Origin of the sequence: Sphingobacterium hotanense, from assembly GCF_008274825.1 — a bacterium.
Lineage (GTDB): Bacteria > Bacteroidota > Bacteroidia > Sphingobacteriales > Sphingobacteriaceae > Sphingobacterium > Sphingobacterium hotanense.
This window is the reverse complement of sequence record NZ_CP030848.1, coordinates 3738645-3760722: the sequence shown is the minus strand read 5'-3', so window position 1 is coordinate 3760722 and position 22078 is coordinate 3738645. Positions and strand designations below refer to the sequence as shown.

Below are 22078 nucleotides of genomic sequence, written 5' to 3'. Positions count from 1 at the left end.
ATGAAAATGAAACTATATATTGCCATACTATTTCTGTTTGTCTTAGGCTTTCAACAAGCAAATGCACAATATGCCTTCTTCCCAGAACAAGGCGTTATTACTTACGATAAGACAGTACACGTGAAGAATATGCTGAGACGACAAATCAGCATGATGAAGGAGACTGATTTCCAAAGGAAGTTTTTCGAAGATATGTTAACAAAGGTGCCGGAAACAGCGGTATTACAACGGAAACTTACTTTTTCTGGAAGTGAATCCATCTTGGAACCCCTAGCCAAGGACCAACCTGCTATGGTTGCACAGCTGTTGCGTTTCGGATTCTTAGACTATGGAACAAAAATCTATCAGAACCTCGCTACCAAGCAGACTTCTATGACCTTAGAAGTTGGGGGCTCGCCAATAGCGATTTCAGACTCCCTAACGAACGTTAAATGGAAGATCACTAATGAGTATCGCAATATCGCAGGATACGATTGTAGACGCGCAAATGGCGTTACATTAGACTCAGTGTATGTCGTTGCATTCTACACCGACCAAATTCCATTAGCCAGTAGCCCCAGCACGCTGCACGGCCTACCTGGAATGATACTAGGACTCGTTGTACCCGAGCAGAATTTCAATATCTATGCCTCCAAAGTCGAAATGACCGGAACAACAGTTACAGATAACCTAATCAAGAAAAAAGCTTCTGCTTTCACAAGAGAACAGACACGCAACAAAATGCGGGAGATCCTTGGGCAATGGCTATCAGAAAAGCAATTTGGGCTGTTCTTTGCGGCTATGATGCTTTAGAGGTAGGGGGATTAGATTTTAGACATTAGATATAAGATATTAGATTTATGGCGCCGATTAGGCGCCTTTATTTTGTCAGGATATTTGGTTTTTTGCCAAAAAAAGTAAGGGAGGTTTGTCTTTAAGCAGGGAAGGAAGGAAATTTTGTCTTGAACCAGGAAAGGAAGGATTTAAGGAGCAACAGGATCGGGCATAACGTCATTTGAAAGGGTGTTTTGAACCAAGAAAGGAAGGATGCAAGGATTATCAGGATCGTGTTAAACGGATTAGACACTTACCACTAATTATGATACGAAGATGAGCAAGATCCTGCTGTTCCATAAATCCTTCCTTTCCTGGTTCAAGACAAAATTCTCTTTCTTTCTTGGTTCAAGACTAGACAAAAAAAACCTGGACCATTAAGATCCAGGTTTTTATTTTGTAAACGGGGTTACTTATTTTTTACCGTCGTTTTTCTTAGCAGTGATCTCGTTACGGATATCTTGTGCTAAAGTTTTGATGTCTTGTAAGCCTTTACGAACGCGAGTTCCTGCTGCTGAATTTCCGTTGTTGAAGAATTTTTCTGCATCAGCTTCGATTGAAGCTACTAGCTCTTTTAATTTAGTGTAGTTTTCCATTTTTTTAATTAATATAATTTTAGTTTTTCTTAATTAATTCTCTAAGATATCATAAATATACAAAAGGAATGCAAACAAAGCTAATTTCAGCGCTTTTTTTTGTGTTTAAAACCCTTTTGAATAGATATTACTCTACAATTTTTAACTCGTCAATGATGTTTTGCGCACCGGCAAATTTATCAATTACGAAAAGAACGTAGCGGATATCAACAGAGATAGTTCTTTGCAATTTAGGATCAAAGATTACATCCCCAGCCATAGCCTCGATGTTACCATCAAAAGCCAAGCCAATTAATTCGCCTTTTCCATTTAAAACCGGCGATCCGGAGTTACCACCCGTGATATCTTGATCACTTAGGAAATTTACAGGAAGGTATCCTGCTTTATCAGCATAGCGTCCGTAGTCCTTCGCTTCGTATAGTTCCATTAAACGTTTTGGAAGATCAAATTCCTCATCGTTTGGTTTGTATTTCGCAATTGTTCCTTGCAAAGTCGTGTAGTTATTCACCTTCGCATCGTTACGTTTGTCTTTTGGTAATGCTCTGATTGTACCGTAAGTTAAACGTAATGTGGAGTTTGCATCCGGGTAGTATTTACCGTTAGGATCCATTTCTAAAACACCAGCAATATACTTGCGCGAGGCTGCTTGGAAGTCATTTACTAGTTTCTCAGACTCTGGAGTAGACTCGCGGTACTTGTTCATTAATGCTGTAGAGATCGCTAATAAAGGATCATTTTCTACAACTTTCGCATTTGGATTTTCTAAATAAGCTTCAATTTTTTCTTTTGAAGCGAATACGCTGTTATCGAATGCTTTCTGAATATCCGCTTGGAAATTACCACCATTTTTATCAGCCATCTGACGGATATAAGTAGCAATTTGTCCGCCTTTCGCTGCGTAAAGATTTAATTCATCTGCTAATACATCAACTTCTAGCGGTAAATAAAGACCCTCATAGTTATCATTGACATAAGCATCTAAGCGAGGTTTCATCTCTTTGCGTTTTGCCTCGTTCTCATTTGCATATTGAATCAATCCGCCACCAAGGCTATATGGCAATGCTGCAAACGTCGATGAGCGTAACATTCCCATTAAATAATTATCGTGTCTTGCTTTTTCGTTGGTCGCTGCATAATAAGCATTGATCGTCGAAATTACATCACCATATTTTTCTTTATTTGCTGCTTTGTTAGCCCATTTATTGAATTTTTTCTCTTGTTTTGCTTTAGCCTTCGCTGTTTTGTGCTTGCTCAAAGCATCGATCATACCTTGTCTGTTTTTCCAATAGTTGGCAACACCCGAGTATTTCGAAGCATAGTTAATACGAACAGCCTGATCTTGGTCCATGTGTTTTTTCATGGCATCCATACCAGTTTTCGAAGCTTCTACCCATGCAGGATATGCGAATTCTACGTTTTGATCGATACCCGCAGCGTTCATCCAACGGTTTGTGCGACCAGGATATCCTAAGATCATCGAGAAATCACCTTCTTTAACTCCCTTGATGCTGATCGGAAGGAAGTACTTTGGTTTCAACGGTACGTTGTTCTTCGAGTACTCTGCAGGGTTTCCGTCTTTATCGCCATATACGCGGAAGATTGAGAAGTCACCAGTATGACGAGGCCATTCCCAGTTGTCTGTATCTCCACCGAATTTACCGATGCTGTTTGGAGGCGTACCTACCAAGCGAACGTCTGTATAGTCTTGGTAAACGAAGTAGTAATATTCATTTCCATTGTAGAAAGGACGTACTGAAACAACGTATTTGCCATTCTCACTATTCTCAGCTTGGATCTTAGCAATCTCTTGGTTGATTACTTTTTCACGTTCTTTTTCTGACATCTTATCGTTTACTAAACCTAAGATACGTTTAGAAACATCGTCCATACGAACGAAGAAACGAACAGAAAGAGACTTCGGTTTCAACTCTTCAGCGTAGTTTTTAGCCCAGAATCCGTTAGTTAAGTAATCGTGCTCCGGAGTAGACAATTCAGCGATAGCATCATAACCACAGTGGTGGTTGGTGAATACTAAGCCAGATCCTGAAACGATTTCTGCGGTACATCCGCCATTGAATTGTACAATCGCATCTTTTAAGCTAGAGTTATTGATGCTGTAAATTTCTTCTGCAGTAAGTTGTAGACCTTTCTTCTGCATGTCGGCCTCGTTAAGTCGCTTCAGGTGCATTAAAAACCACATGCCCTCGTCAGCGAACGAGAAGGTACTGACGAACGCCAGTACGATTAGTAATCCTATTTTTTTCATATCAACCTTGTTTGTAATTGACAAATTTGCTGGAATTTGGTCGCAAATCAAAATGATTTGTCAGGAAATCCATACATAAGCATGTGCTAGCTTTTACCTATCTTTGCGGTAATGGCATCATTCGAGGACTTTAAATTAAACAGACAGCTATTAAATGCGATAGCAGAAGCAGGCTACACTACAGCTACCGAAATACAGCAAAAAGCAATTACCCCCATCCTTGCCGGACAAGATGTAATGGGTATTGCACAAACGGGTACCGGGAAGACCGCAGCCTTTGTATTGCCGATGCTGATGAAGCTGAAGTATGCGCAAGGAAATGATCCTAGAGCGTTGATTTTGAGCCCGACACGCGAGTTGGCCATGCAGATTGAAGAGCATATCCGCCTTTTCTCAACCTACCTAGATCTACGCACAGTTTTATTATACGGAGGATTAGGGCCGAAGACCCAAAAAGAGCTTTTGGCAAAGGGATGCGACATTATTGTAGCTACCCCCGGACGTTTCCTTGACCTTTACCTAGAGGGTGATATCAACGTGAAATCACTGAAGTTCTTGGTGCTAGATGAAGCGGATAAGATGATGGATATGGGGTTCATCGGAAAGATACATCGAATCCTAGAAGTGGTACCTCGCAAGCGTCAAAACCTATTGTTCTCAGCAACAATGAGCGAATTGGTAAGGAAGATTGCCGGAGATTTCCTCGCCTTCCCAACGATTATTGAAGTCAGCGAGCAGGCGACACCGGCGGCAACCGTCGCACAGTCATTGTACTTTGTGCCCAATCTTAAAACCAAGTTAAATCTACTGCAACACTTCTTCAAAGACGATGAGGCATTTAGCCGTGTCATTGTTTTTTGTAAGACCAAAGTGGTCGCAGACCGTATATTTTCATTCCTAGAGCGTAAGTATGCTCAAGATGAGGTTCGCGTGATCCATGCCAATAAAGGGCAAAATACCCGTATCAATTCCATCAATGCCTTTAAAGAAGGGAATGTTCGCATTCTCGTGGCTACCGATGTTGCAGCTCGTGGATTGGACGTTTCGCAGGTTTCGCATGTAATCAACTTTGACGTGCCTATCGTTATTGAGGACTATGTACACCGTATCGGTCGTACGGGCCGCGCATTCAATACAGGCGATGCGATTACGTTCTGTAACCCTGCAGAGGAACATAACATCAGAAAGATTGAAAAGTTAATCCGTCAATCTATCCCTGTTTATGATATTCCTGAAGATGTGGTGATTGAAAAGACACCATTTGATGAGAAACAGGCAATCGCGAGGGAAATAGACAATCAGAAGAAAAAGGATGATCCGGACTTCAAAGGAGCATTCCACGAAAAGAAATACGCTATTAAGGCAGCAAATGCACGTGCTTCTGGCGCTAGACCTAGTAATAAAGGCAAGGCAAAGCCGGGCAAGAAAAGCACGGGCAAACCAGGGAAGAGAAAATGAAACTAACGCCACTCAATATCGCGCTAGCTTGTGTGCTGGTATGGGCTATCTCCGAAATGGGAAACGAAGGGGAGCCTTTATTTTCCTGGGTATGGCTTGTCGTATTGTCGGTGTTGTTAGTGTTTGTGGATATTTTATTCCGCGTTTGGGTTAGAGATATTCAACGATTATGGGTGATGCAGATAGGCTTCATGATCATCGTTGGGATAGTGACAGTTTTGATAAAAATACAGTTTTAGATATGAAAAAAGCAGAAATAAAGCTTAATGTGACGTTGGATGATGCAAACGTGCCTGAGAGTATTCAATGGACATCTTCAGATGGGGAGAACTCCGAAGAACTGCCAGCAAAGGCTATGTTCTTAGCATTGTGGGACGCGCAATATAAAAACACACTCCGTATTGATTTATGGACTAAAGACATGCCGTATGACGAGATGAAGCGTTTCTTCTATGAAACTCTACAGACCATGGCAGACTCCTTTATCCGCTCTTCTGGAGGCGATCCGATGGCAGAGAAAGTAATAGCAGACCTACGCGATTACTGTGCGCATTACGCCGATAAAATGGAAATCTTAGAACAACAAAACTAAATCTTAAAGCTTCATGAACTATTTTTTAGTAAAATCTGAACCCTTCAAATACAGCTGGGAACAATTTAATAAAGATGGGGAGACCTTTTGGGATGGCGTGCGTAACTATCAGGCTAGAAATAACCTGAAAGCAATGAAAAAAGGCGACTTAGTTCTTTTTTACCATAGCAATGAAGGCAAAGAGGTAGTAGGAATCGCCAAAGTAGTAAAGGAATTCTATCAAGACCCTACTACAGACGATGAACGTTGGGTAGTAGTCGACCTAGCGCCCGTAGAAACTTTTAAGAATCCAGTAACGCTAGAAACCGTAAAAGCTGATCCATTACTGCAGGATATCGCCTTAGTAAAACAAGGCCGCTTATCTGTTATGCCCCTAAAAGCTGAAGAGTTCGACCGTTTGGTGGAACTGGGGGCTTAGTACTTAGTATTTAGTACTTAGTATTTAGACCTATTGCGGGTTTAGATATTACACAATGGATTTTAGACATTAGCGTATTGTCTGAACCAGGAAAGGAAGGATTTTAGGATATTCAGGATCCTTTCAATCCTTACATCCTACCTTTCCTGGTTCAAGACTAGATATTAGATATCAGACATTAGATATTAGACCCGATCCTGTTCATCCTTACATCCTTCCTTTCCTGGTTCAGACAACGCCGCTCCCAAACCCTTACCCGACGCAAACGCCAGATCCTGCCAACCCTTACATCCTTCCTTTCCGGGTTTAAGACAAAGTCTAAAATCTCACATCTCCCATCTTATATCTAATTCCCAATCTCCCTTTACACATTCAAATCCCGTGCTCACTCATTGAAAACATTTTATTTCATTGATTGATTTATCTTTAGGATTAGGTATTTTTAAATAAACTAGCTAACCAATTATGATAAGGGCCGTGATATTAGATGATGAGGTAAAGGGGAGCAACCTTTTACAGCATAAGCTTCAGGTATTTTCTGATGTTTTGGAAGTCGTCAGCATCTTTAATGATCCTAAAAAGGCTTTGCTACCAATTCAAGAATTGCAAGCCGATGTCTTGTTCTTGGATGTGGAGATGCCTATCATGAATGGCTTTCAGTTTCTGGAGGCATTGGGGCAGTTTGAGTTTGAAGTTATTTTCGTAACGGCTTATAACATCTATACTTTGGATGCGCTTCGCGCTAATGCCTTAGACTATCTGCTGAAACCTGTCGATCCCGACGAATTGGAAAAGGCGATAGAAAAGCTTCGAAAGCGAATTCATGGGAAGGAAGCGATGCGAAAAATGGATATTCAGGATGTAAAGAGCACATGTTCGCGAATCGCATTGCCTACCGCCGAGGGAATACATCTCATCAAAAGAGAAGATATTCTGCGGATTGAGGCCATGAGCAATTATTCCGTATTTTATCTGATTAGCCAGTCCAAGATCATCGTTTCGAAGACCCTGAAGGAATATGAAAACCTATTAGAAGATCGAAACTTCTTACGTATCAATCGCAGTGTTATTGTCAATCTGGATTATGTCGTGAAATATAAGAAAGGCGATGGTGGACAGGTAGAGACGATCGACGGTGCCGAATTGGAGGTCTCGTCAAGTAAAAAGCTGGTATTGATGGAACGTTTATTTTCATAGAGGCGGATATGCATACAGTGAGACTCATTTTTGGATTGATTTGTTTTGCTGTAATATCAGCCGGCAAAAGCTTGGCACAACAACGCATCTATAATTACATCCAATTTACGGAGAAAGAAGGTCTCCCTAGCAATGCCATCAATGGACTAGCCTTGGATAGCTCGGGTGTACTGTGGCTTACCAGCAAACATGGCCTGTCCTACTTCGACGGAGCACGCTTCACGCATGTCCCATTTCAACAGGGAACCAGTGCCTATTCCAATTACCTTGGGAAATTAGCCATCGATAATAAAAACAGAATATGGATTACAACCAACGATCGAGGGCTCCTGTGCTACGATCGTTCTAAACCAGTAAACAATTCGCTGAAACAATTTCACGCTCTTGTGGGGCCTGATAGCCTGATTAAAACAAATCTCTATGAGGTTCTCCGATCTTCAACGGGTCTGATCTATTTTGCAGGTCAGGAAACCGACTTGCAGGTCCTGAATCCAGAGACGGGCAAGGTCAGGCAACTTAAGATGCCGGGGATTAACACAAAGGAACCATTAAGCATCTATAATATTCAGGAAGATAGGGAAGGGATGCTCTGGATAGGGACGCGGTACCATGGCGTTATCCGTTATAATCCGAAGACCAAAGAACCGAAACAGATCGACTTCAAAAATATTGGAGAGAATGGTGCAACGGGTATTTCCTTTGTTAACAACAAGGTGTTCTTGGGGTATTATGATTACGATTTGGTTTCTTATGATGCGCAGTCGGGCGCAGTTCAGCATTCTATTTTAGGATTAGGGAAAAACAAAGATTATTACGACAATTTTATTTCCTCCATGGCCTATTGGCCCGAAGAAAACAGCTTACTGATTGGACATAACGTTAGAGGACTATGGAGTATGAACCTGGACTCGAACAAAGCAGACTTAATCAGCTGGGATAATTTAATGCCTAGCGTTCCGCAGCCTTCCCGAATACAAGCTTTGCTGCCGACGAAAGATGGCTATTGGATTGGCACCGAATCGGGCTTGTTCTACTACGCGAAGTCATGGAACCGTGTGAATAGCCTAATTCCCTTAGGACAGCATGAAGAACCCATATTGAAGTTAATAAAGTGGGATAATGAGGTATGGTATAGAACGGAACATTCTTTCGGACAGCTGAATGCAAACTATGAGCGGATTTCCAAATTCCCCATCCAAAATTTCCGGGTCAGCATGATGACTGCTCATGCCGATAATCTATATTTCTCTACTTTCGAAGATGGTGTTTATGTGTTCAATCGAAAGCAGCAGCAGTTACAGGCCTTGCCGATACAAGGTGAACTGCATAACTTTCGAAAGGCCGATTGTAATAACATCATCCCCGACACGATTAATGGCGAAGCTGTACTATGGATTGGTTCTTGGAATTCGGGACTTTATAAATATACCCTGAAGGACAAGCGCATGGAGCTTTTCGATAAAGAAGATGGTCTGCCGGATCGAAAAGTAACGACGATTGCAAAAGATGCAAAAGGGCGTATTTGGTTGGGAATGGATGGCTTTGGTATGCTGCGCCTGCTCAATAAGGTGCGACCAAGTTTTCAGTCATTTGTGCAGGGAGGTGATACCGGCGCTTTGATGTCGAATACGATACTCTCGTTTTACACGGCTCAAAATGGCGATTTTTGGTTCTCTAGCGCTAGCTCAGGCATAGGCAGGGTCATTGAAAAAGATGAAGGGAGATTTGAGTTTGCCCAGTTCTACGATCGGAATCCTTTCCCTTGGCTGTATGCGGTTGAAATGAAAGAGGATGGTAAGGGCTTTGTGTGGATTAAAGCACTTGATGGGGTCATGCTTTTCGATCAACGAAAGCAGGTATTCCGACATTTGCTGGCGGGAAAAGGAGTGTATCCACCTAAATCCTATCAGACTACAGGCTATTTCCTGGATAAACAAAAACTGATATGGACAACGGCAAGGGGGCTTGTGGTAGGAGATTTGGCGCAGGTTAATCAAGGTATCAACATTCATGCAAAGCCAATCATCAGTAAGTTTAGCATCCACAACCTGGACCAAAGCTACAGGCTAAGAGCTGCTACTTTATCGCTGCGCGCGAAGGAGAGCAGTTTTGCATTTGCATTTTCATCAGATCGACAAGTTCTTGGCTATCCACTTCGATATGCATACCAGCTTGTCGGGTTTGATGGCGATTGGGTCATGGCCGGAGAGGATTTGCAAGCATACTACAGTAATTTGCCCGGTGGTCAATATAGATTCCGCGTGAAAGTTGCCGATGGTTTGGGCAACTGGTCTCCTGATATCGCGGAGATCCCTATTAGCTTAAAATCATATTGGTATGCGACTTGGTGGTTTAAAACGCTTATCGTCTTAGCGGTATTAAGTACCATTATCTTTTTTTTCCTCTACCGAATCAGACAGCAGAAAATAGTAAATAGAATGCAGCTGTCCTACAATGAGAAATTAGAGGCTGAGCTGGCGTTAAAAGTAAAGACAATACAGGACCAGGCTGCGGATATTGAGCGCGAGAAGCAAGAGAAGATTGCCAAGGATTTTAAACAAAAACTCTACGAAAGCGAGTTGAAAGCCATACGCTCGCAGATGAATCCACACTTTATCTTCAATGTGCTGAATTCCATTGAGGCCTATGTCGTAGAAAACGATAGTGAGAATGCATCCAAACTGATACAGAAATTTTCTAGTCTCAGCCGAATCGTCTTAGAGAATTCCCAGTTCTCTATTGTCAGTATCCGATCCGAACTGCAGCTTGTAAAGCTTTATCTAGAGTTAGAAAGGGCTCGTTTTGACAATGCATTTGACTTTCGCATTGATGTTGAGGGACAGATCAACGTGGAAGAGATTAGAGTGCCCTCTTTGTTAATTCAACCGCTCGTGGAGAATGCCGTGCATCATGGTGTTCGGCATCTTGAAAACCGAAAGGGAAAAATCCACATTAAAGTATTTGAAGAAAATAGCGAAGTGATCATCGATATATTGGATAATGGAATTGGCTTTTCTCAGTCGCATCAGGAAAACAAGCCAATTTTCAAGAACAGCTCCTTCGGAATAAAAGGCATTGAGGAACGCCTCAAGATGATCAACGAGAATTACAATTCGCCCATTGCCCATCTCTATATCAGCGATCTGGATGTAGAGGAAACAGGCTTTAGAACCTTATTGCGGATTATTCTTCCTAAAACTTTCATGTTTCCCTAGAAATCTCGACAGGCTGAAAATTCGGGAGTGCTTTAGAAAGTAACGCTCAAGGGAAAAAGAGGATAATAGGAGGGGACTTGCCCCTCTATATCGCGTGGTTGAATAACTTTACTAGGGTCTTGATACCTTTAGCATTCTCAGGTTTCAATTTACCACCTAGTAATAGGCGCAGTTCTCTACGTTGAAGTGCTTCTTCAAACAGTTTCTTCTCGCTGTCCGACTCTGGAATAAGTCCCGGTATAGGCTTCGGTTTTCCTTGCTCGTCGATAGATACAAAGGTATAGTAAGCCTCATTTGATTTTACTTTCGTTCCTTCAGGTAGGTTTTGAGCAAAGATTTCCATACGAACTTCAACGGATGTGTTGAAAGCACGCGTCACTTGCGCCTGTATAGTCACAACTTCGCCTAACTTAATCGAGCGTTTGAAAGAAACGTTGTCTACTGACACGGTTACCACTTGATTCTTGCAATGCTTTTGTGCAGCCATTGCCGAGCAAATGTCCATCCAATAGAGTAAACGGCCTCCCATTAAATTACCAAATGTATTTGTATCGTTGGGAAGTACCAACTCATTCATCTCCGTATAGGATTCTCTTGCGAATTTATCGTTCATTTTGTTTTTCAAGTTCTTTAATTTGTTGCTCGATACGCTCGAACGAGGCGCGCAAAGGCGTCGGGTTATAGCCCAGTTCTGCTTTTGCTTTATCTAATACAAACCCCGTTTTGCGCGGACGGTTTGTAGCTTGTCCAATTTCTGCTGCCGTGACCGACCCAACGAGATTGCGGTCCAGATTCCAATAGTCAGCAACCTGTTCTACGACTTCCTTCACTGAGAATAGGGTATCGCTGGATATATGATAGATGCCTTCCGCATTTTTTTCTACCGCCAGTAAACAAGCCGCAGCAAGATCATCGACCCAGGTCGGCATTCGCCATTGATCAGAAACAGCTTTGATAGCTTCTCCAGCCTCTAGCTTATTTTTTGCCCACAGTACTAAGTTCGATCGCTTCTTATCCGCAATAACACCATAAACTAATATCGTGCGAAGGATCGCTGCCGAACAACCTGAGGCGCGTATTTCCTGCTCTGCATCTAATTTACTTTGTCCATAGGCGTTGACAGGGCTACATGCATCTTCCTCTTTATAGGGACCATGCTGCCCATCGAACACGAAATCTGTAGAAAGAAAAGTCAGGTGAATATCCTGCTCCTTGCAACGCTGTGCAAGCAATGTAGCAGAGTCCACATTGATCGCTTTACACAAGACCGGGTCATTCTCGCATACTTCTACGCTGCTCAATGCGGCGCTATGGATAATATGCGTTGGTTGAAACTCATCAATCAAACGACCTAGGCCTTCCAGGTCTATCAAATTTAATTGTTGAAATTTATAGCCTTCATTTTGCGGATTTCGATTCACAGAAGCCGATGTACAACAGAGTTCGTAATCCGTGTTCTTTAAGATCAACTCCGTTAATTTATGGCCTAAGAAGCCATTCGATCCGGTTACTAATATGCGCTTTTTATCCATCTTAGTTCGTCCATTGAAAGTCCATTTTCGGTTGTTTCATCGAATTATCGATCACGTCAATCTCTAATTGTAAGATTGCTTCCAATGATTTATAATCTATCTTGAACTCGTCGTCCGTTGGTTTATGGTAATCATCGTGTCCACCGGTATGAAAAAACAGTACAGGAATATTCTTACGATAAAAAGATGTTTGATCCGACCCTCCGTTTCCGTCTTTGCTCAGGTTGAATTTAATGGAGCTTGTCAATCCGTCGAATATCTTCGGAAAAGCTGTACTAGTGCCATAACCGATGATGGCCAATCCATTTTGCTCCTGATATCTGCCAATCATATCCATGTTCAACATCCAATGTATGTTGGATAAAGGCAGGGTAGGATTTTCCGTAAAATAGCGCGAACCTACTAATCCCAACTCTTCGGCACCAAAACCGATAAACAGAAAATTAAACGCTTCTTTTTCTTTATTTGTCGCGTAATGCCTCGCCAGTTCTAATAGACCGGCTACGCCGGAAGCATTGTCGTCGGCACCGTTGTGCAGTTTGCCGACACCTAAGGAATCGCGACTGCCACCGAACTCCCCATAGCCTAGATGATCATAATGTGCTCCAACAACAATGGTGTAAGGCGCGTCGTTATCAAGATAGCCGATCACATTATCCGATTGTCGAATGGAGTCCACGAGTTTCACGCGTCTTATCTTAGCATCGAAAGACTGTCGGTATCCCTTTTCTCCCATTGCTTGCAGACCATATTTCTTGAAGTATTTTTCTACATAATCTGCAGCCTTATGCGATCCCGCACGACCGGTTTCTCGACCCTTCATCTTATCGGAAGCGAGGAACTTAATATGTTTTTTCAGGTTTTTAGGATTAACCTGTGCCATTGCGTGCTGCGATAGGCAAGAAAAACATAGGCAGATTAATGTAGCATATAGAATTCCAATCATTCTCATGCTGCAAATATACACTAATTGGTAAAACTGTTAGCCCGGAATGGGTTAACTTTCAGTTATTTTAATCCGCTTAGTCTTCTACTACTTCGTCGTTAACATCATGTTTTTCAACATGTTCTTCTTTGAAGTAGCGGTTGTTGAAGATTAGAATTAAAAATACACCGATAGAAATTGCCGAGTCAGCAACGTTGAAGATGGGACGGAAGAATACAAATTCTTCGCCCGACCAAATCGGGAACCATGTCGGAAATGTGCCTTTCCACATTGGAAGATGGAACATATCGACTACATAACCATGAAGGAAGGTCGCATAGCCACCGCCCTCCGGAAATAGCACTGCCTTTTGGTAGGGTGTGCTCTCGCTGAAGATCATGCCATAAAATGCACTATCAATAATATTTCCCAAAGCGCCCGCAAAAATCAATGCGACGTTAAGAATAAATCCTCGGTTGTACTTGTTTTTAACCATGTAAACGAGGCCATATCCAATACCGATCACAGCGATAATACGGAATACACTCAAAAACAATTTACCATATTCGCCACCGAATTCCATGCCATATGCCATGCCCGGATTTTCGATGAATTGGATCATCACTTTATCGCTTATCACTTTAAAGCTTTGACCAATGGTCATGTTTAACTTCACCCAAATCTTTGAAATTTGGTCAACCAACAAAATAATCGTAATGAGTAATAAGGGCTTGGTATATCCTTTCATAATACATAAAAATGGTCTTTGTGAATACAAAGACCATTGGAGCTAATCTTTTGCTTAATATTGTTTGTTTTTCGCCTCAATACTCAATGTCGTATGAGGTACTGCTTTTAATCTTTCTTTCTGGATAAGCTTTCCAGTTTCTCTACAAACACCGTAGGTCTTGTTCTCGATGCGCACTAACGCCGCCTCAAGGTTGTCCATAAATTTTTTCTGACGTGCAGCCAATTGGTTGATTTGCTCTTTCTCCAAGGTTGCTGATCCGTCTTCTAATGTTTTGTAAGTACCTGCTGTATCGTCCGTTCCGTTTGCATTGCTATTACTTAATGATTTTGTCAATGATGACAACTCTTCACGCGCAATACGTAACTTCTCAAGAATTATTGCTTTGAACTCTTGTAATTCAGCATCGCTGTACCTAGTTTTTTCTGTGTTTCCCATACTTTAATTTTTTTCGATTAATAGCAATAAATTCTTACCATCGACTTCAATAGGTTCCCCTATTACCAGCGAATTGTCGATTTTAAGGGCGTCAGCCAAAATTTCCGTACAAATATACGAGAAATTATTTTCTACAGCTTGTTGAATTTCAGTATTTTGACTTAAGGTAACTGCAATACGGTCGGTAACTTCAAATCCCTTGTCTTTACGCAAGTTTTGAATACGGTTAATTAGTTCGCGAGCCAAACCTTCGTCTTTCAACTCCGGTGTGATATGAACGTCTAACGCAACTGTTAAACGACCTAAATTGGCTACCTGCCACCCCTCAACATCCTCTGCGATGATTTCTACATCTTCACTGCTAATAACATATTCCGTGCCAGTTAACGCGATATTTCCATTTATTTCAAGCTCGCTAATTTGCTCCGCACTCATCGCTTGGATAGCCGCAGCAACAGTTTTCATGTCTTTACCAACTTTTGCACCGAGCGCCTTGAAATTAGGCTTGATCTTCTTTTTAATGATTCCCGTTGTATCCGTGATAAACTCAATATCCTTGATGTTGGTCTCCGAAAGTATCAAATCTTTTACTTTCTCTACCTTCTCTTGGAAAGAACTATCTAATACCGGAACTAGGATTTTACTCAACGGTTGACGAACATTGATACCCGATTTCTTACGTAATGATAACGCTAATGATGAGATATCCTGAGCTAAGGCCATGCGTTCTTCCAATGCCTTGTCGACCAATTCGGAATGGTAAGCAGGGAAGTCAGCTAAATGTACAGACTCGAACTGTTCTTTCTTCGTTGCCGCATTTAGATCTAAATACAGCTGATCTGCAAAGAATGGAGAAATTGGAGATATCAATTTCGCAATCGTATCCAAACAAGTATAGAGCGTTTGGTATGCGGAAATCTTGTCCGTAGAGTATTCGCCTTTCCAGAAACGACGGCGACACAAGCGAACATACCAGTTGCTTAAATGCTCATCCACGAAATTCTGGATGGCGCGAGCAGCTTTCGTAGGCTCGTAATCCGCGTAGTACTCATCAACCTCTTTGCTCAAGCTGTTCAACAAGGAAATAATCCATCTATCGATTTCCGGACGCTCCTCAATAGCGATATCTGGCTCTGCATAGCTGAATTTATCTATGTTCGCGTAAAGAGCGAAGAAAGCATAAGTATTATATAACGTACCGAAGAACTTACGACGAACCTCGTCTAATCCTTCTTCGTTGAATTTCAAGTTATCCCAAGGAGCGGCATTGCTGATCATATACCAACGTGTTGCATCCGCCGAGTACTTCTCGATCGTTGCAAACGGATCGACACCATTGCCCAAACGTTTGGACATCTTGTTGCCGTTCTTGTCTAATACCAGACCGTTAGAAACAACGTTTTTGAAGGCCACAGAACCACGGACCATCGTAGAGATCGCATGCAATGTGAAGAACCATCCACGTGTTTGGTCTACGCCCTCAGCAATAAAATCCGCCGGGAATGCAGAGAAGTATTCTTCTTTGAATGGTAATGCTTCGCCGCGCTCTAATTTATCGTAATCTAAGCCCCACTGCGCATATGGCATGGCGCCCGAATCGAACCAAACGTCGATCAAATCAGGTTCACGATATAGCTTCTGACCACCCTCAGATACCAAGATGATATCATCTACATATGGACGGTGAAGATCTAGCTGATCGGTTCCGAATTTATCTAAATAAGATTGGTTCACCGCTTTTTCTTCTGCTGTTAAGGCATCCGATTGAACAGCTGCTTCTAATAAAGCTTTTAATTCTGGCATCGAGCCCACGCAGATTTCTTCGTTTTCGTCTTCTGAACGCCAGATTGGAAGCGGAGTACCCCAGTAGCGAGAACGCGAAAGGTTCCAGTCTACCAAGTTTTCAAGCCAGTTTCCAAAACGGCCCGATCCTGTAGCTTCCGGTTTCCAGTTGATTGTTTTATTTAAAGCTACCAACTCGTCTTTCAACGCCGTTGTGCGGATAAACCAGCTATCTAACGGATAGTATAATACCGGTTTGTCAGTACGCCAACAGTGTGGGTAGGTGTGTTCGTATTTCTTAACGTCAAACGCTTTGTTCTCTTCTTTTAATTTGATAGCAATCAATACATCGGTCGGACGGAAATCCTTATCTGCGCGCTCTTCGGCAGAGTAGTATTCCTCTTTCACGAAACGTCCTGCGAAATCGGTAATCTCTTTCACAAAACGACCTGTACGATCTACTGTAGGAACATCTTTGCCGTTTTCATCTTTCACCAAAATTGCTGGTACGCCGTTTTCACGAGCTACTTTAAAGTCATCTCCACCATAGGTCGGCGCCGCATGCACGATACCTGTACCGTCCTCCGTAGTCACGAAGTCGCCGATGATGACGCGGAATGCTTTATCCATCAATTCATCTGAAGTGATGTAAGGCATCAGTTGATGATAGCGCAATCCTGCTAATTCCTCGCCTTTGAATTCCGAAGCTACTTCCCAAGGGATAACTTTGTCGCCAAGTTTATAGTCTTGGAAAGACACTTGCTGTCCTTCAGCTTTGAAATGTTTAGAGATTAAGGCTTTTGCTAATACAACAGAAACCGGAGCTCCCGTATATTGGTTGAATGTCTTGATCTTAACATAGTCGATATTCTTGCCGACTACTAATGCCGTGTTGCTCGGAAGCGTCCATGGTGTAGTTGTCCAAGCGATAAATGCTACATCCTCGATGTCGTTATCAACAAGGCGGTCCATCAGGGGATGGATTTGCGCTTTATCCAAGCGGAACTCAGCCACAATGGTTGTGTCCTTCACGTCTTTGTAAGTGCCGGGTTGGTTCAGTTCGTGCGAACTCAAACCTGTTCCTGCAGCTGGCGAATAAGGTTGGATTGTATAGCCCTTATAAAGTAAGCCTTTTTTGTAAAGGTCTTTTAAAAGGTACCATAGGGTTTCGATGTACTCGTTTTCGTAAGTGATGTAAGGATGCTCAAGGTCGACCCAGTAACCCATCTTTTCAGTAAGGTCGTTCCAAACATCGGTGTACTTCATTACCTCTTTACGACAGGCATCATTGTATTCCTCTACCGAGATTTTCTTGCCGATATCCTCTTTAGTAATGCCTAAGGTTTTTTCAACAGCCAACTCAATCGGCAGACCGTGGGTATCCCAACCGCCCTTACGTTTTACCTGAAATCCCTTTAAGGTTTTGTAGCGACAGAAAATATCTTTGATAGCGCGCGCCATCACGTGGTGAATACCTGGCATACCGTTCGCCGAAGGCGGACCTTCGTAGAATGTGTATGGCTTACTCGCCGGACGGTTAACAATACTTTTCTCAAAGATGTTCTCCGCACCCCAACGTTTCAATACTTCTTTGCCGATTTCTGGTAAGTTTAACTGCTTATATTCCTTATACATCACGAGTTCTTATTCTATTTTTAAAGGTCGCTAATTTAGTGATTTTAAAGGAAAGGAAAAATAGCAACAGGTAACTCCTATGTACTATTTTTTTCCAATAAACACAGATTGAATGCTAGGTAGGTCGAGACTGCATGCTACTTCGCTTAACTCATAACCCTTTCATAACCCTTTCAAATCCCTTTCATAACCCAATCAAACCCGCTCCCAATTGGGTTTGATTGGGGTTATGTTAGTAGTTAGTATTTAGTAGTTAGTATTAAGACCTATTGCGGAATTAGATTTTAGATATCAGACGTTAGATATTAGAGCAAGGCGCTTATTAGGCGCCTTTTGCTATTTGAGTTGTCTGAACTAGGAAAGGAAGGATGCAAGGATTTGCAGGATGTTTTGTTTTGAGCCGGGAAAGGAACGATGCAAGGATTTGCAGGATGTTTTGTTTTAAGCCGGGAAAGGAACGATGCAAGGATTTGCAGGAGGTTGTTTCTTGAGCCGGGAAAGGAAGGATGCAAGGATTATCAGGATGTTTTGTTCTGAACCAGGAAAGGAAGGATGCAAGGATTGTCAGGATCGGGCATGTTGGATATTGGTATGCACTTAGCATATTTTTTTGATATTATTCGTTAAAGGAGACGATTCACTAAACGTCTCCTTTAACGCACGAAGCCCATACCATCATCCAAAACTCTACATGATCCTGCTCATCCTTAAATCCTTCCTTTCCTGGTTCCAAACAAACGGCCCTTTCGAAACCAAATGTTCAAAACAAAACATCCTTATAATCCTTGCATCCGTCCCTTCCTATTTCAAGACAGGGTCTAACTACTAAACTGATATATGAATTTGTAGAATTATAACTGCGTGGAATAAAAATCAAGAAGACCACAACTTTGTTTCCATTATAGTATTAATTATAGAACATAATTATGGAAAAATTTTGTGGTCTTGATGTACATAAAGATAGTGTTTTTATGTGCATTCTAAGTGAAAACAACGAAAAGTATGAAGAGGTTTTTAAGACTTTAACCCCTGACCTTGAACGGCTTCGTGACACGCTTGTTGATCATGGTGTCGGACTTGTTGCCATGGAGAGCACCAGTATCTATTGGTACCCGTTATGGAATATTCTAGAATCGGATTTTGATGTTAAATTGGTCAATCCACTGTTCATCAAGCAGGTTCCTGGAAGGAAGTCCGATGTCAAGGATGCCGAGTGGATCGCTACGGTTTTGATGAAGGATCTGATTAAAGGGAGCTTTGTTCCTCCTAGCATCATCCAACAATTGCGGCTTTACAACCGTAAGATTACCAAGCTCAACAAACAATTGCGTCGCAGTGAACAGGAAATGGATGAGATGCTTCAAAGATGCAACATCCGTTTGAGTAATTACGTCTCTGATATCGGCTGCAAGTCCATGAAGAAAGTTGTTCAGGCTATCGCTAAGAATCATTTGAACCCGGATTATTTATTGAGCTTGGTCCATGCTCGGATTGTTAGGAAAAGCGGCGCGGAAACGATCCGAGCTTCGCTTACAGGAACATTCACTTCAGTAGACATCGAGATATTGAGGATGATCGTGGAGGATATCAATTTCCACCATGATCAGCTCGAATTCTGCAAGAAAGAGTTACTGAAGCTATGCTATCAGCATTTCAATCTTCAAATGGAACTATTGGTGACCATACCTGGAGTGAAAGAGCACGCAGCTGCCTGTATCATTTCTGAAATAGGGACGGACATGAAATTCTTTACATCGGCAACAGCCTTAGTAGGCTGGACCGGTCTTAGACCGCGGAACGACCAAAGTGCGGGTAAGATTAAAGGAAGAAAGACCCTACACGGAAATAAATATCTTCGCTTGATGCTCGTACAATGTGCTTGGGGAGCATCCAGAACAAAGGGAAGCGCTTTTATGGCGCGATATCAACGATTCAGAAAAAGAATGCACCACAACAAAGCGCTTATAGCAAATGCTAGAAAGCTGTTGGTGATAATTTGGAACATATTAGCCAAAAAGGAACCCTATTTTGCCCAAGCAATCTAGCAGGCCTTTTAAAGGAAAGTACCAAGGCCCTAGTATTTATGGTGGACTATACCCCGATTTCTAAACTGGCATAATAAGGAACTTTCTGGCAAGAAATTGCGTGTGAGCTAAAAGCTCGTAGAGGAAATTATTATTATTTAAAAGCGGACTAGGCAAATGCCTGGTAAAGCAAGACTATGCCTAATCAAATAGAAACAAGCCTTTAGATGATCTTTAAAGGCTGGTTCGATTAGTATTTATAGAGGAAATACTAACTACTAATGCGAATTAAGGCTTGAAAATAGGCTTTATGAAACAGGCTGTTAATTTACCGAACACATGTACTAATAGTCCTTTGGTAGATCTGACCTTACTTGCGTTTTGTATCTGTGTTTTTTCATTTATCCAATTAAAAAAGGATTCGATTGGTTGTCTTACCCTAGATACTGCTCTTGAAAACAGATCATTATAAGCACGATCCCTGTTTTTTAAACAATCCGGCTTTCCTTGGGTTTCCCTTATCGGGGTATACATAATTGATTTCTTTTCTTTATAAAACCACTCGAAGAATGGGGCGTCACGGTATATCTTGTCACCAAAGAACGTCCTACCTGCGATGGATGCCCAATTCTCCTTAAATATGTTCAGGTCACTTTCAGATGCCTTGCTTATTACTATGCTTTCCGGACGAGGCAGCGTGGATTTGTTATAGCTGTTGAGCGCATGAAGTTTTAATCCAAAATACCAAAGCCTCTTCGTTGAGCAGAAGCTTTTATCCGTTATCTCCAGAGCTACCTTTGCTCTTCTAGTCCCACTGCAGGTTATGATGGGCATAGAGTCCAGTAGGGAAAATTCTCTGGAGCACTCTTCTGGAGCAAAGTCCTCTATAACTGACTGACAGAGAGATCTCAAAACATCAAAAAGGCGGTTGATACGGGTGTTGAATGCTACGTACGAAGTTAGCTTGGGAAACCAATCCATCAGATAATCCGAGGCGAATTTATGAATCTGCTTGATCCTTAGCCGCTGTTCCTCGTGCACACTGAATAAATAGATGGTCAAAACCTCCTGATCAGTAAAGTCAGGTTTGTTATTGTTTGAAAATCGCTGACAGTAATATTGCAGTTCACTGTCATATTTATCACACACATACTGGTATAATTTTATTAATTTTAGAGCCTTGGCCTGATTGATCATGTTCTTTTATAATGCTTAAGGAACATTATAAATATACTGATAATCAGGCTTTTATACAAGTTTTCGACCCTCTTTTTAAGAAGCTTTTTCCAATATATTTCAACCCTTAATTCGCATTACTAAATACTTACTACTAACTACTATTTCAAAAAAAAAGGCGTCCTTTCGGCGCCCTGTAATTCTAATATCTAAAATCTAATGTCTAATATCTAAAAAATGTTATGCTGAGAAGCTACTTCCGCATCCGCAGGTGCTAGTTGCGTTTGGGTTATTGAACGTAAATCCTCGAGCATCGAGACCGTTTTTGAAGTCGATTTCCATACCTGCAAGATAAAGGCCATGCGCTTTGTTCATAAATAAACGGATGCCATGGATTTCATATTCGGTGTCGCCATCTTTCTTTTGATCGAAGCCTAATATATAGCTCATTCCCGAACAGCCACCTCCTTCAACGCCAACACGAAGTCCGAAATCTTCACTGATTTCCTGTTGGTCGATCAACTTTTTTAGTTCTTTTAGCGCCCCTTCAGTAAGTGTTACTGGCGCTACTGCTGTTAAATTATCTGATGCCATATCCTTTCCTCGTATAAATTGTTTAACAAAATTACATATTTTTAGGCATTATTTAACATTTAGGACATTTTTGACAATCAGGTAACAGTATGAGTTTGAGCCCGGAATTAATTGATTTTTTTAAATCATTGTTTGTTGTTGCATTTGGCGTTTTTGCAGGTCTGCTGCTTGCTTTTAGGCTAGCATGGCCAAAAATAGAGCGCTTTTTTGTGAAGCTAAACGTCATGAAGCGACCAAAAGCTGTGGGCAAGGAAACCTTGAGAACCTCCGCTTATGAAAGGCTTTTGTTATTAGTGCATCGTATGGATGTGCAACAGGTAATGCAGCGTAATTATTCGAGCGATTTGACGGTAGAGCAGTTTCAGCAGACGTTAATTGGCGATATTGAGGCGGAGTTTGAACATAATTATACCCAACAATTATACGTTAGCGATGCGGCTTGGTTGGCGGTATTGCAATTGAAGAAATATACGGTCGATTTGATTCGAAATACCGGTGCTAAAGTTGGGTCGATTGATGCTTTTGTGGAGGAAGTATTGGCTTATTCTAACCAGAAGGGCGAAAATGTGAACCTGCAAACGCAAGTTTTGTTGAAAAAAGAGCTAAATGCTTAGCAATATCATAATAAAGCAAAATATCTGATAAAAGTTAAGTAATTGATAGTCCAAT

The 22078-nt window shown here is 41.7% G+C and carries 19 protein-coding genes; 9 read left to right on the top strand and 10 right to left on the bottom strand.

The annotated features are described in order from the left end of the window. Positions 1 to 792, top strand: coding sequence for a GLPGLI family protein (locus DSM08_RS15865; RefSeq protein WP_149527063.1), 792 nt, complete (start codon positions 1 to 3; stop codon positions 790 to 792). Positions 793 to 1226: 434 nt separating this feature from the next. On the opposite strand, the gene DSM08_RS15860 is transcribed toward DSM08_RS15865, so the two are convergent. Together DSM08_RS15860 and DSM08_RS15855 are read right to left on the bottom strand one after the other, a co-directional pair. Next, complete coding sequence (locus DSM08_RS15860; protein WP_149527062.1) at positions 1227 to 1409, bottom strand: histone H1; 183 nt, start codon at positions 1407 to 1409, stop codon at positions 1227 to 1229. A 127-nt stretch (positions 1410 to 1536) separates the two neighbouring features. Next, positions 1537 to 3675, bottom strand: a complete 2139-nt coding sequence (locus DSM08_RS15855) for a S46 family peptidase (RefSeq protein WP_149527061.1) — start codon at positions 3673 to 3675, stop codon at positions 1537 to 1539. A 111-nt stretch (positions 3676 to 3786) separates the two neighbouring features. Here DSM08_RS15855 and DSM08_RS15850 point away from each other — a divergent pair, with 111 nt between their 5' ends. The 6 genes from DSM08_RS15850 (at position 3787) to DSM08_RS15825 (ending at position 10555) form a co-directional block, all read left to right on the top strand. Further along, positions 3787 to 5133 carry a DEAD/DEAH box helicase gene (locus DSM08_RS15850; protein WP_149527060.1) on the top strand — a complete coding sequence of 449 codons (1347 nt, stop codon included), beginning with the start codon at positions 3787 to 3789 and terminating at the stop codon, positions 5131 to 5133. Further along, on the top strand, positions 5130 to 5372 hold the full coding sequence (locus DSM08_RS15845; protein WP_149527059.1) for a hypothetical protein: 243 nt from the start codon (positions 5130 to 5132) through the stop codon (positions 5370 to 5372). The genes DSM08_RS15850 and DSM08_RS15845 overlap by 4 nt, the downstream gene beginning before the upstream one ends. Positions 5373 to 5374: 2 nt before the next feature. Next, complete coding sequence (gene gldC / locus DSM08_RS15840; protein ID WP_149527058.1) at positions 5375 to 5725, top strand: gliding motility protein GldC; 351 nt, start codon at positions 5375 to 5377, stop codon at positions 5723 to 5725. A 13-nt stretch (positions 5726 to 5738) separates the two neighbouring features. Then, positions 5739 to 6143: an EVE domain-containing protein gene (locus DSM08_RS15835; protein ID WP_149527057.1), complete on the top strand. Its 405-nt coding sequence runs from the start codon at positions 5739 to 5741 to the stop codon at positions 6141 to 6143. 465 nt (positions 6144 to 6608) lie between these two features. Beyond that, on the top strand, positions 6609 to 7340 hold the full coding sequence (locus tag DSM08_RS15830) for a LytR/AlgR family response regulator transcription factor (RefSeq protein ID WP_149527056.1): 732 nt from the start codon (positions 6609 to 6611) through the stop codon (positions 7338 to 7340). 71 nt (positions 7341 to 7411) lie between these two features. After that, positions 7412 to 10555, top strand: a complete 3144-nt coding sequence (locus DSM08_RS15825; RefSeq protein ID WP_187773886.1) for a sensor histidine kinase — start codon at positions 7412 to 7414, stop codon at positions 10553 to 10555. 85 nt (positions 10556 to 10640) lie between these two features. Here the strand turns inward: DSM08_RS15825 and DSM08_RS15820 are convergent, their stop codons facing one another. The 6 genes from DSM08_RS15820 to ileS form a co-directional block, all read right to left on the bottom strand. Further along, entirely contained in the window at positions 10641 to 11168 is a 528-nt protein-coding gene (locus tag DSM08_RS15820; RefSeq protein WP_149527054.1) for an acyl-CoA thioesterase, read from the bottom strand. Further along, positions 11158 to 12087 carry an SDR family oxidoreductase gene (locus tag DSM08_RS15815; protein WP_149527053.1) on the bottom strand — a complete coding sequence of 310 codons (930 nt, stop codon included), beginning with the start codon at positions 12085 to 12087 and terminating at the stop codon, positions 11158 to 11160. Before DSM08_RS15815 ends, DSM08_RS15820 begins: the two co-directional genes overlap by 11 nt. A 1-nt stretch (position 12088) precedes the next feature. After that, positions 12089 to 12970, bottom strand: a complete 882-nt coding sequence (locus DSM08_RS15810) for a M20/M25/M40 family metallo-hydrolase (protein WP_246172302.1) — start codon at positions 12968 to 12970, stop codon at positions 12089 to 12091. A 139-nt stretch (positions 12971 to 13109) separates the two neighbouring features. Then, the gene (locus DSM08_RS15805; protein ID WP_149527052.1) at positions 13110 to 13760 is read right to left on the bottom strand and encodes a lipoprotein signal peptidase; all 651 of its coding nucleotides are present in this window, start codon (positions 13758 to 13760) and stop codon (positions 13110 to 13112) included. A gap of 54 nt (positions 13761 to 13814) precedes the next feature. After that, a complete protein-coding gene (locus tag DSM08_RS15800; RefSeq protein ID WP_149527051.1) occupies positions 13815 to 14198 on the bottom strand; it encodes a TraR/DksA family transcriptional regulator in 384 nt (127 codons plus the stop codon). Positions 14199 to 14201: 3 nt separating this feature from the next. Further along, a complete protein-coding gene (gene ileS / locus DSM08_RS15795; protein ID WP_149527050.1) occupies positions 14202 to 17615 on the bottom strand; it encodes an isoleucine--tRNA ligase in 3414 nt (1137 codons plus the stop codon). 926 nt (positions 17616 to 18541) lie between these two features. Between ileS and DSM08_RS15790 the strand changes: the two genes are divergently transcribed. After that, complete coding sequence (locus DSM08_RS15790; RefSeq protein WP_149526577.1) at positions 18542 to 19660, top strand: IS110 family RNA-guided transposase; 1119 nt, start codon at positions 18542 to 18544, stop codon at positions 19658 to 19660. Between the two features lie 267 nt (positions 19661 to 19927). On the opposite strand, the gene DSM08_RS15785 is transcribed toward DSM08_RS15790, so the two are convergent. Both DSM08_RS15785 and DSM08_RS15780 read right to left on the bottom strand, forming a co-directional pair. Continuing rightward, the gene (locus tag DSM08_RS15785; protein WP_149527049.1) at positions 19928 to 20836 is read right to left on the bottom strand and encodes a transposase; all 909 of its coding nucleotides are present in this window, start codon (positions 20834 to 20836) and stop codon (positions 19928 to 19930) included. Between the two features lie 219 nt (positions 20837 to 21055). Then, positions 21056 to 21409, bottom strand: coding sequence for a HesB/IscA family protein (locus tag DSM08_RS15780; RefSeq protein WP_149527048.1), 354 nt, complete (start codon positions 21407 to 21409; stop codon positions 21056 to 21058). 89 nt (positions 21410 to 21498) lie between these two features. On the opposite strand from DSM08_RS15780, the gene DSM08_RS15775 reads away from it, so the two are divergent. Next, on the top strand, positions 21499 to 22023 hold the full coding sequence (locus DSM08_RS15775; protein ID WP_187773885.1) for a DUF7935 family protein: 525 nt from the start codon (positions 21499 to 21501) through the stop codon (positions 22021 to 22023). Positions 22024 to 22078: the final 55 nt, after the last annotated feature.

Coding starts and splice junctions, on each gene's coding strand:
- DSM08_RS15865 (WP_149527063.1), top strand. CDS start 1: ATGAAAATGAAACTATATATTGCCATACTATTTCTGTTTGTCTTAGGC.
- DSM08_RS15860 (WP_149527062.1), bottom strand. CDS start 1,409: ATGGAAAACTACACTAAATTAAAAGAGCTAGTAGCTTCAATCGAAGCT.
- DSM08_RS15855 (WP_149527061.1), bottom strand. CDS start 3,675: ATGAAAAAAATAGGATTACTAATCGTACTGGCGTTCGTCAGTACCTTC.
- DSM08_RS15850 (WP_149527060.1), top strand. CDS start 3,787: ATGGCATCATTCGAGGACTTTAAATTAAACAGACAGCTATTAAATGCG.
- DSM08_RS15845 (WP_149527059.1), top strand. CDS start 5,130: ATGAAACTAACGCCACTCAATATCGCGCTAGCTTGTGTGCTGGTATGG.
- gldC (WP_149527058.1), top strand. CDS start 5,375: ATGAAAAAAGCAGAAATAAAGCTTAATGTGACGTTGGATGATGCAAAC.
- DSM08_RS15835 (WP_149527057.1), top strand. CDS start 5,739: ATGAACTATTTTTTAGTAAAATCTGAACCCTTCAAATACAGCTGGGAA.
- DSM08_RS15830 (WP_149527056.1), top strand. CDS start 6,609: ATGATAAGGGCCGTGATATTAGATGATGAGGTAAAGGGGAGCAACCTT.
- DSM08_RS15820 (WP_149527054.1), bottom strand. CDS start 11,168: ATGAACGATAAATTCGCAAGAGAATCCTATACGGAGATGAATGAGTTG.
- DSM08_RS15815 (WP_149527053.1), bottom strand. CDS start 12,087: ATGGATAAAAAGCGCATATTAGTAACCGGATCGAATGGCTTCTTAGGC.
- DSM08_RS15810 (WP_246172302.1), bottom strand. CDS start 12,970: ATGGCACAGGTTAATCCTAAAAACCTGAAAAAACATATTAAGTTCCTC.
- DSM08_RS15805 (WP_149527052.1), bottom strand. CDS start 13,760: ATGAAAGGATATACCAAGCCCTTATTACTCATTACGATTATTTTGTTG.
- DSM08_RS15800 (WP_149527051.1), bottom strand. CDS start 14,198: ATGGGAAACACAGAAAAAACTAGGTACAGCGATGCTGAATTACAAGAG.
- ileS (WP_149527050.1), bottom strand. CDS start 17,615: ATGTATAAGGAATATAAGCAGTTAAACTTACCAGAAATCGGCAAAGAA.
- DSM08_RS15790 (WP_149526577.1), top strand. CDS start 18,542: ATGGAAAAATTTTGTGGTCTTGATGTACATAAAGATAGTGTTTTTATG.
- DSM08_RS15785 (WP_149527049.1), bottom strand. CDS start 20,836: ATGATCAATCAGGCCAAGGCTCTAAAATTAATAAAATTATACCAGTAT.
- DSM08_RS15780 (WP_149527048.1), bottom strand. CDS start 21,409: ATGGCATCAGATAATTTAACAGCAGTAGCGCCAGTAACACTTACTGAA.
- DSM08_RS15775 (WP_187773885.1), top strand. CDS start 21,499: ATGAGTTTGAGCCCGGAATTAATTGATTTTTTTAAATCATTGTTTGTT.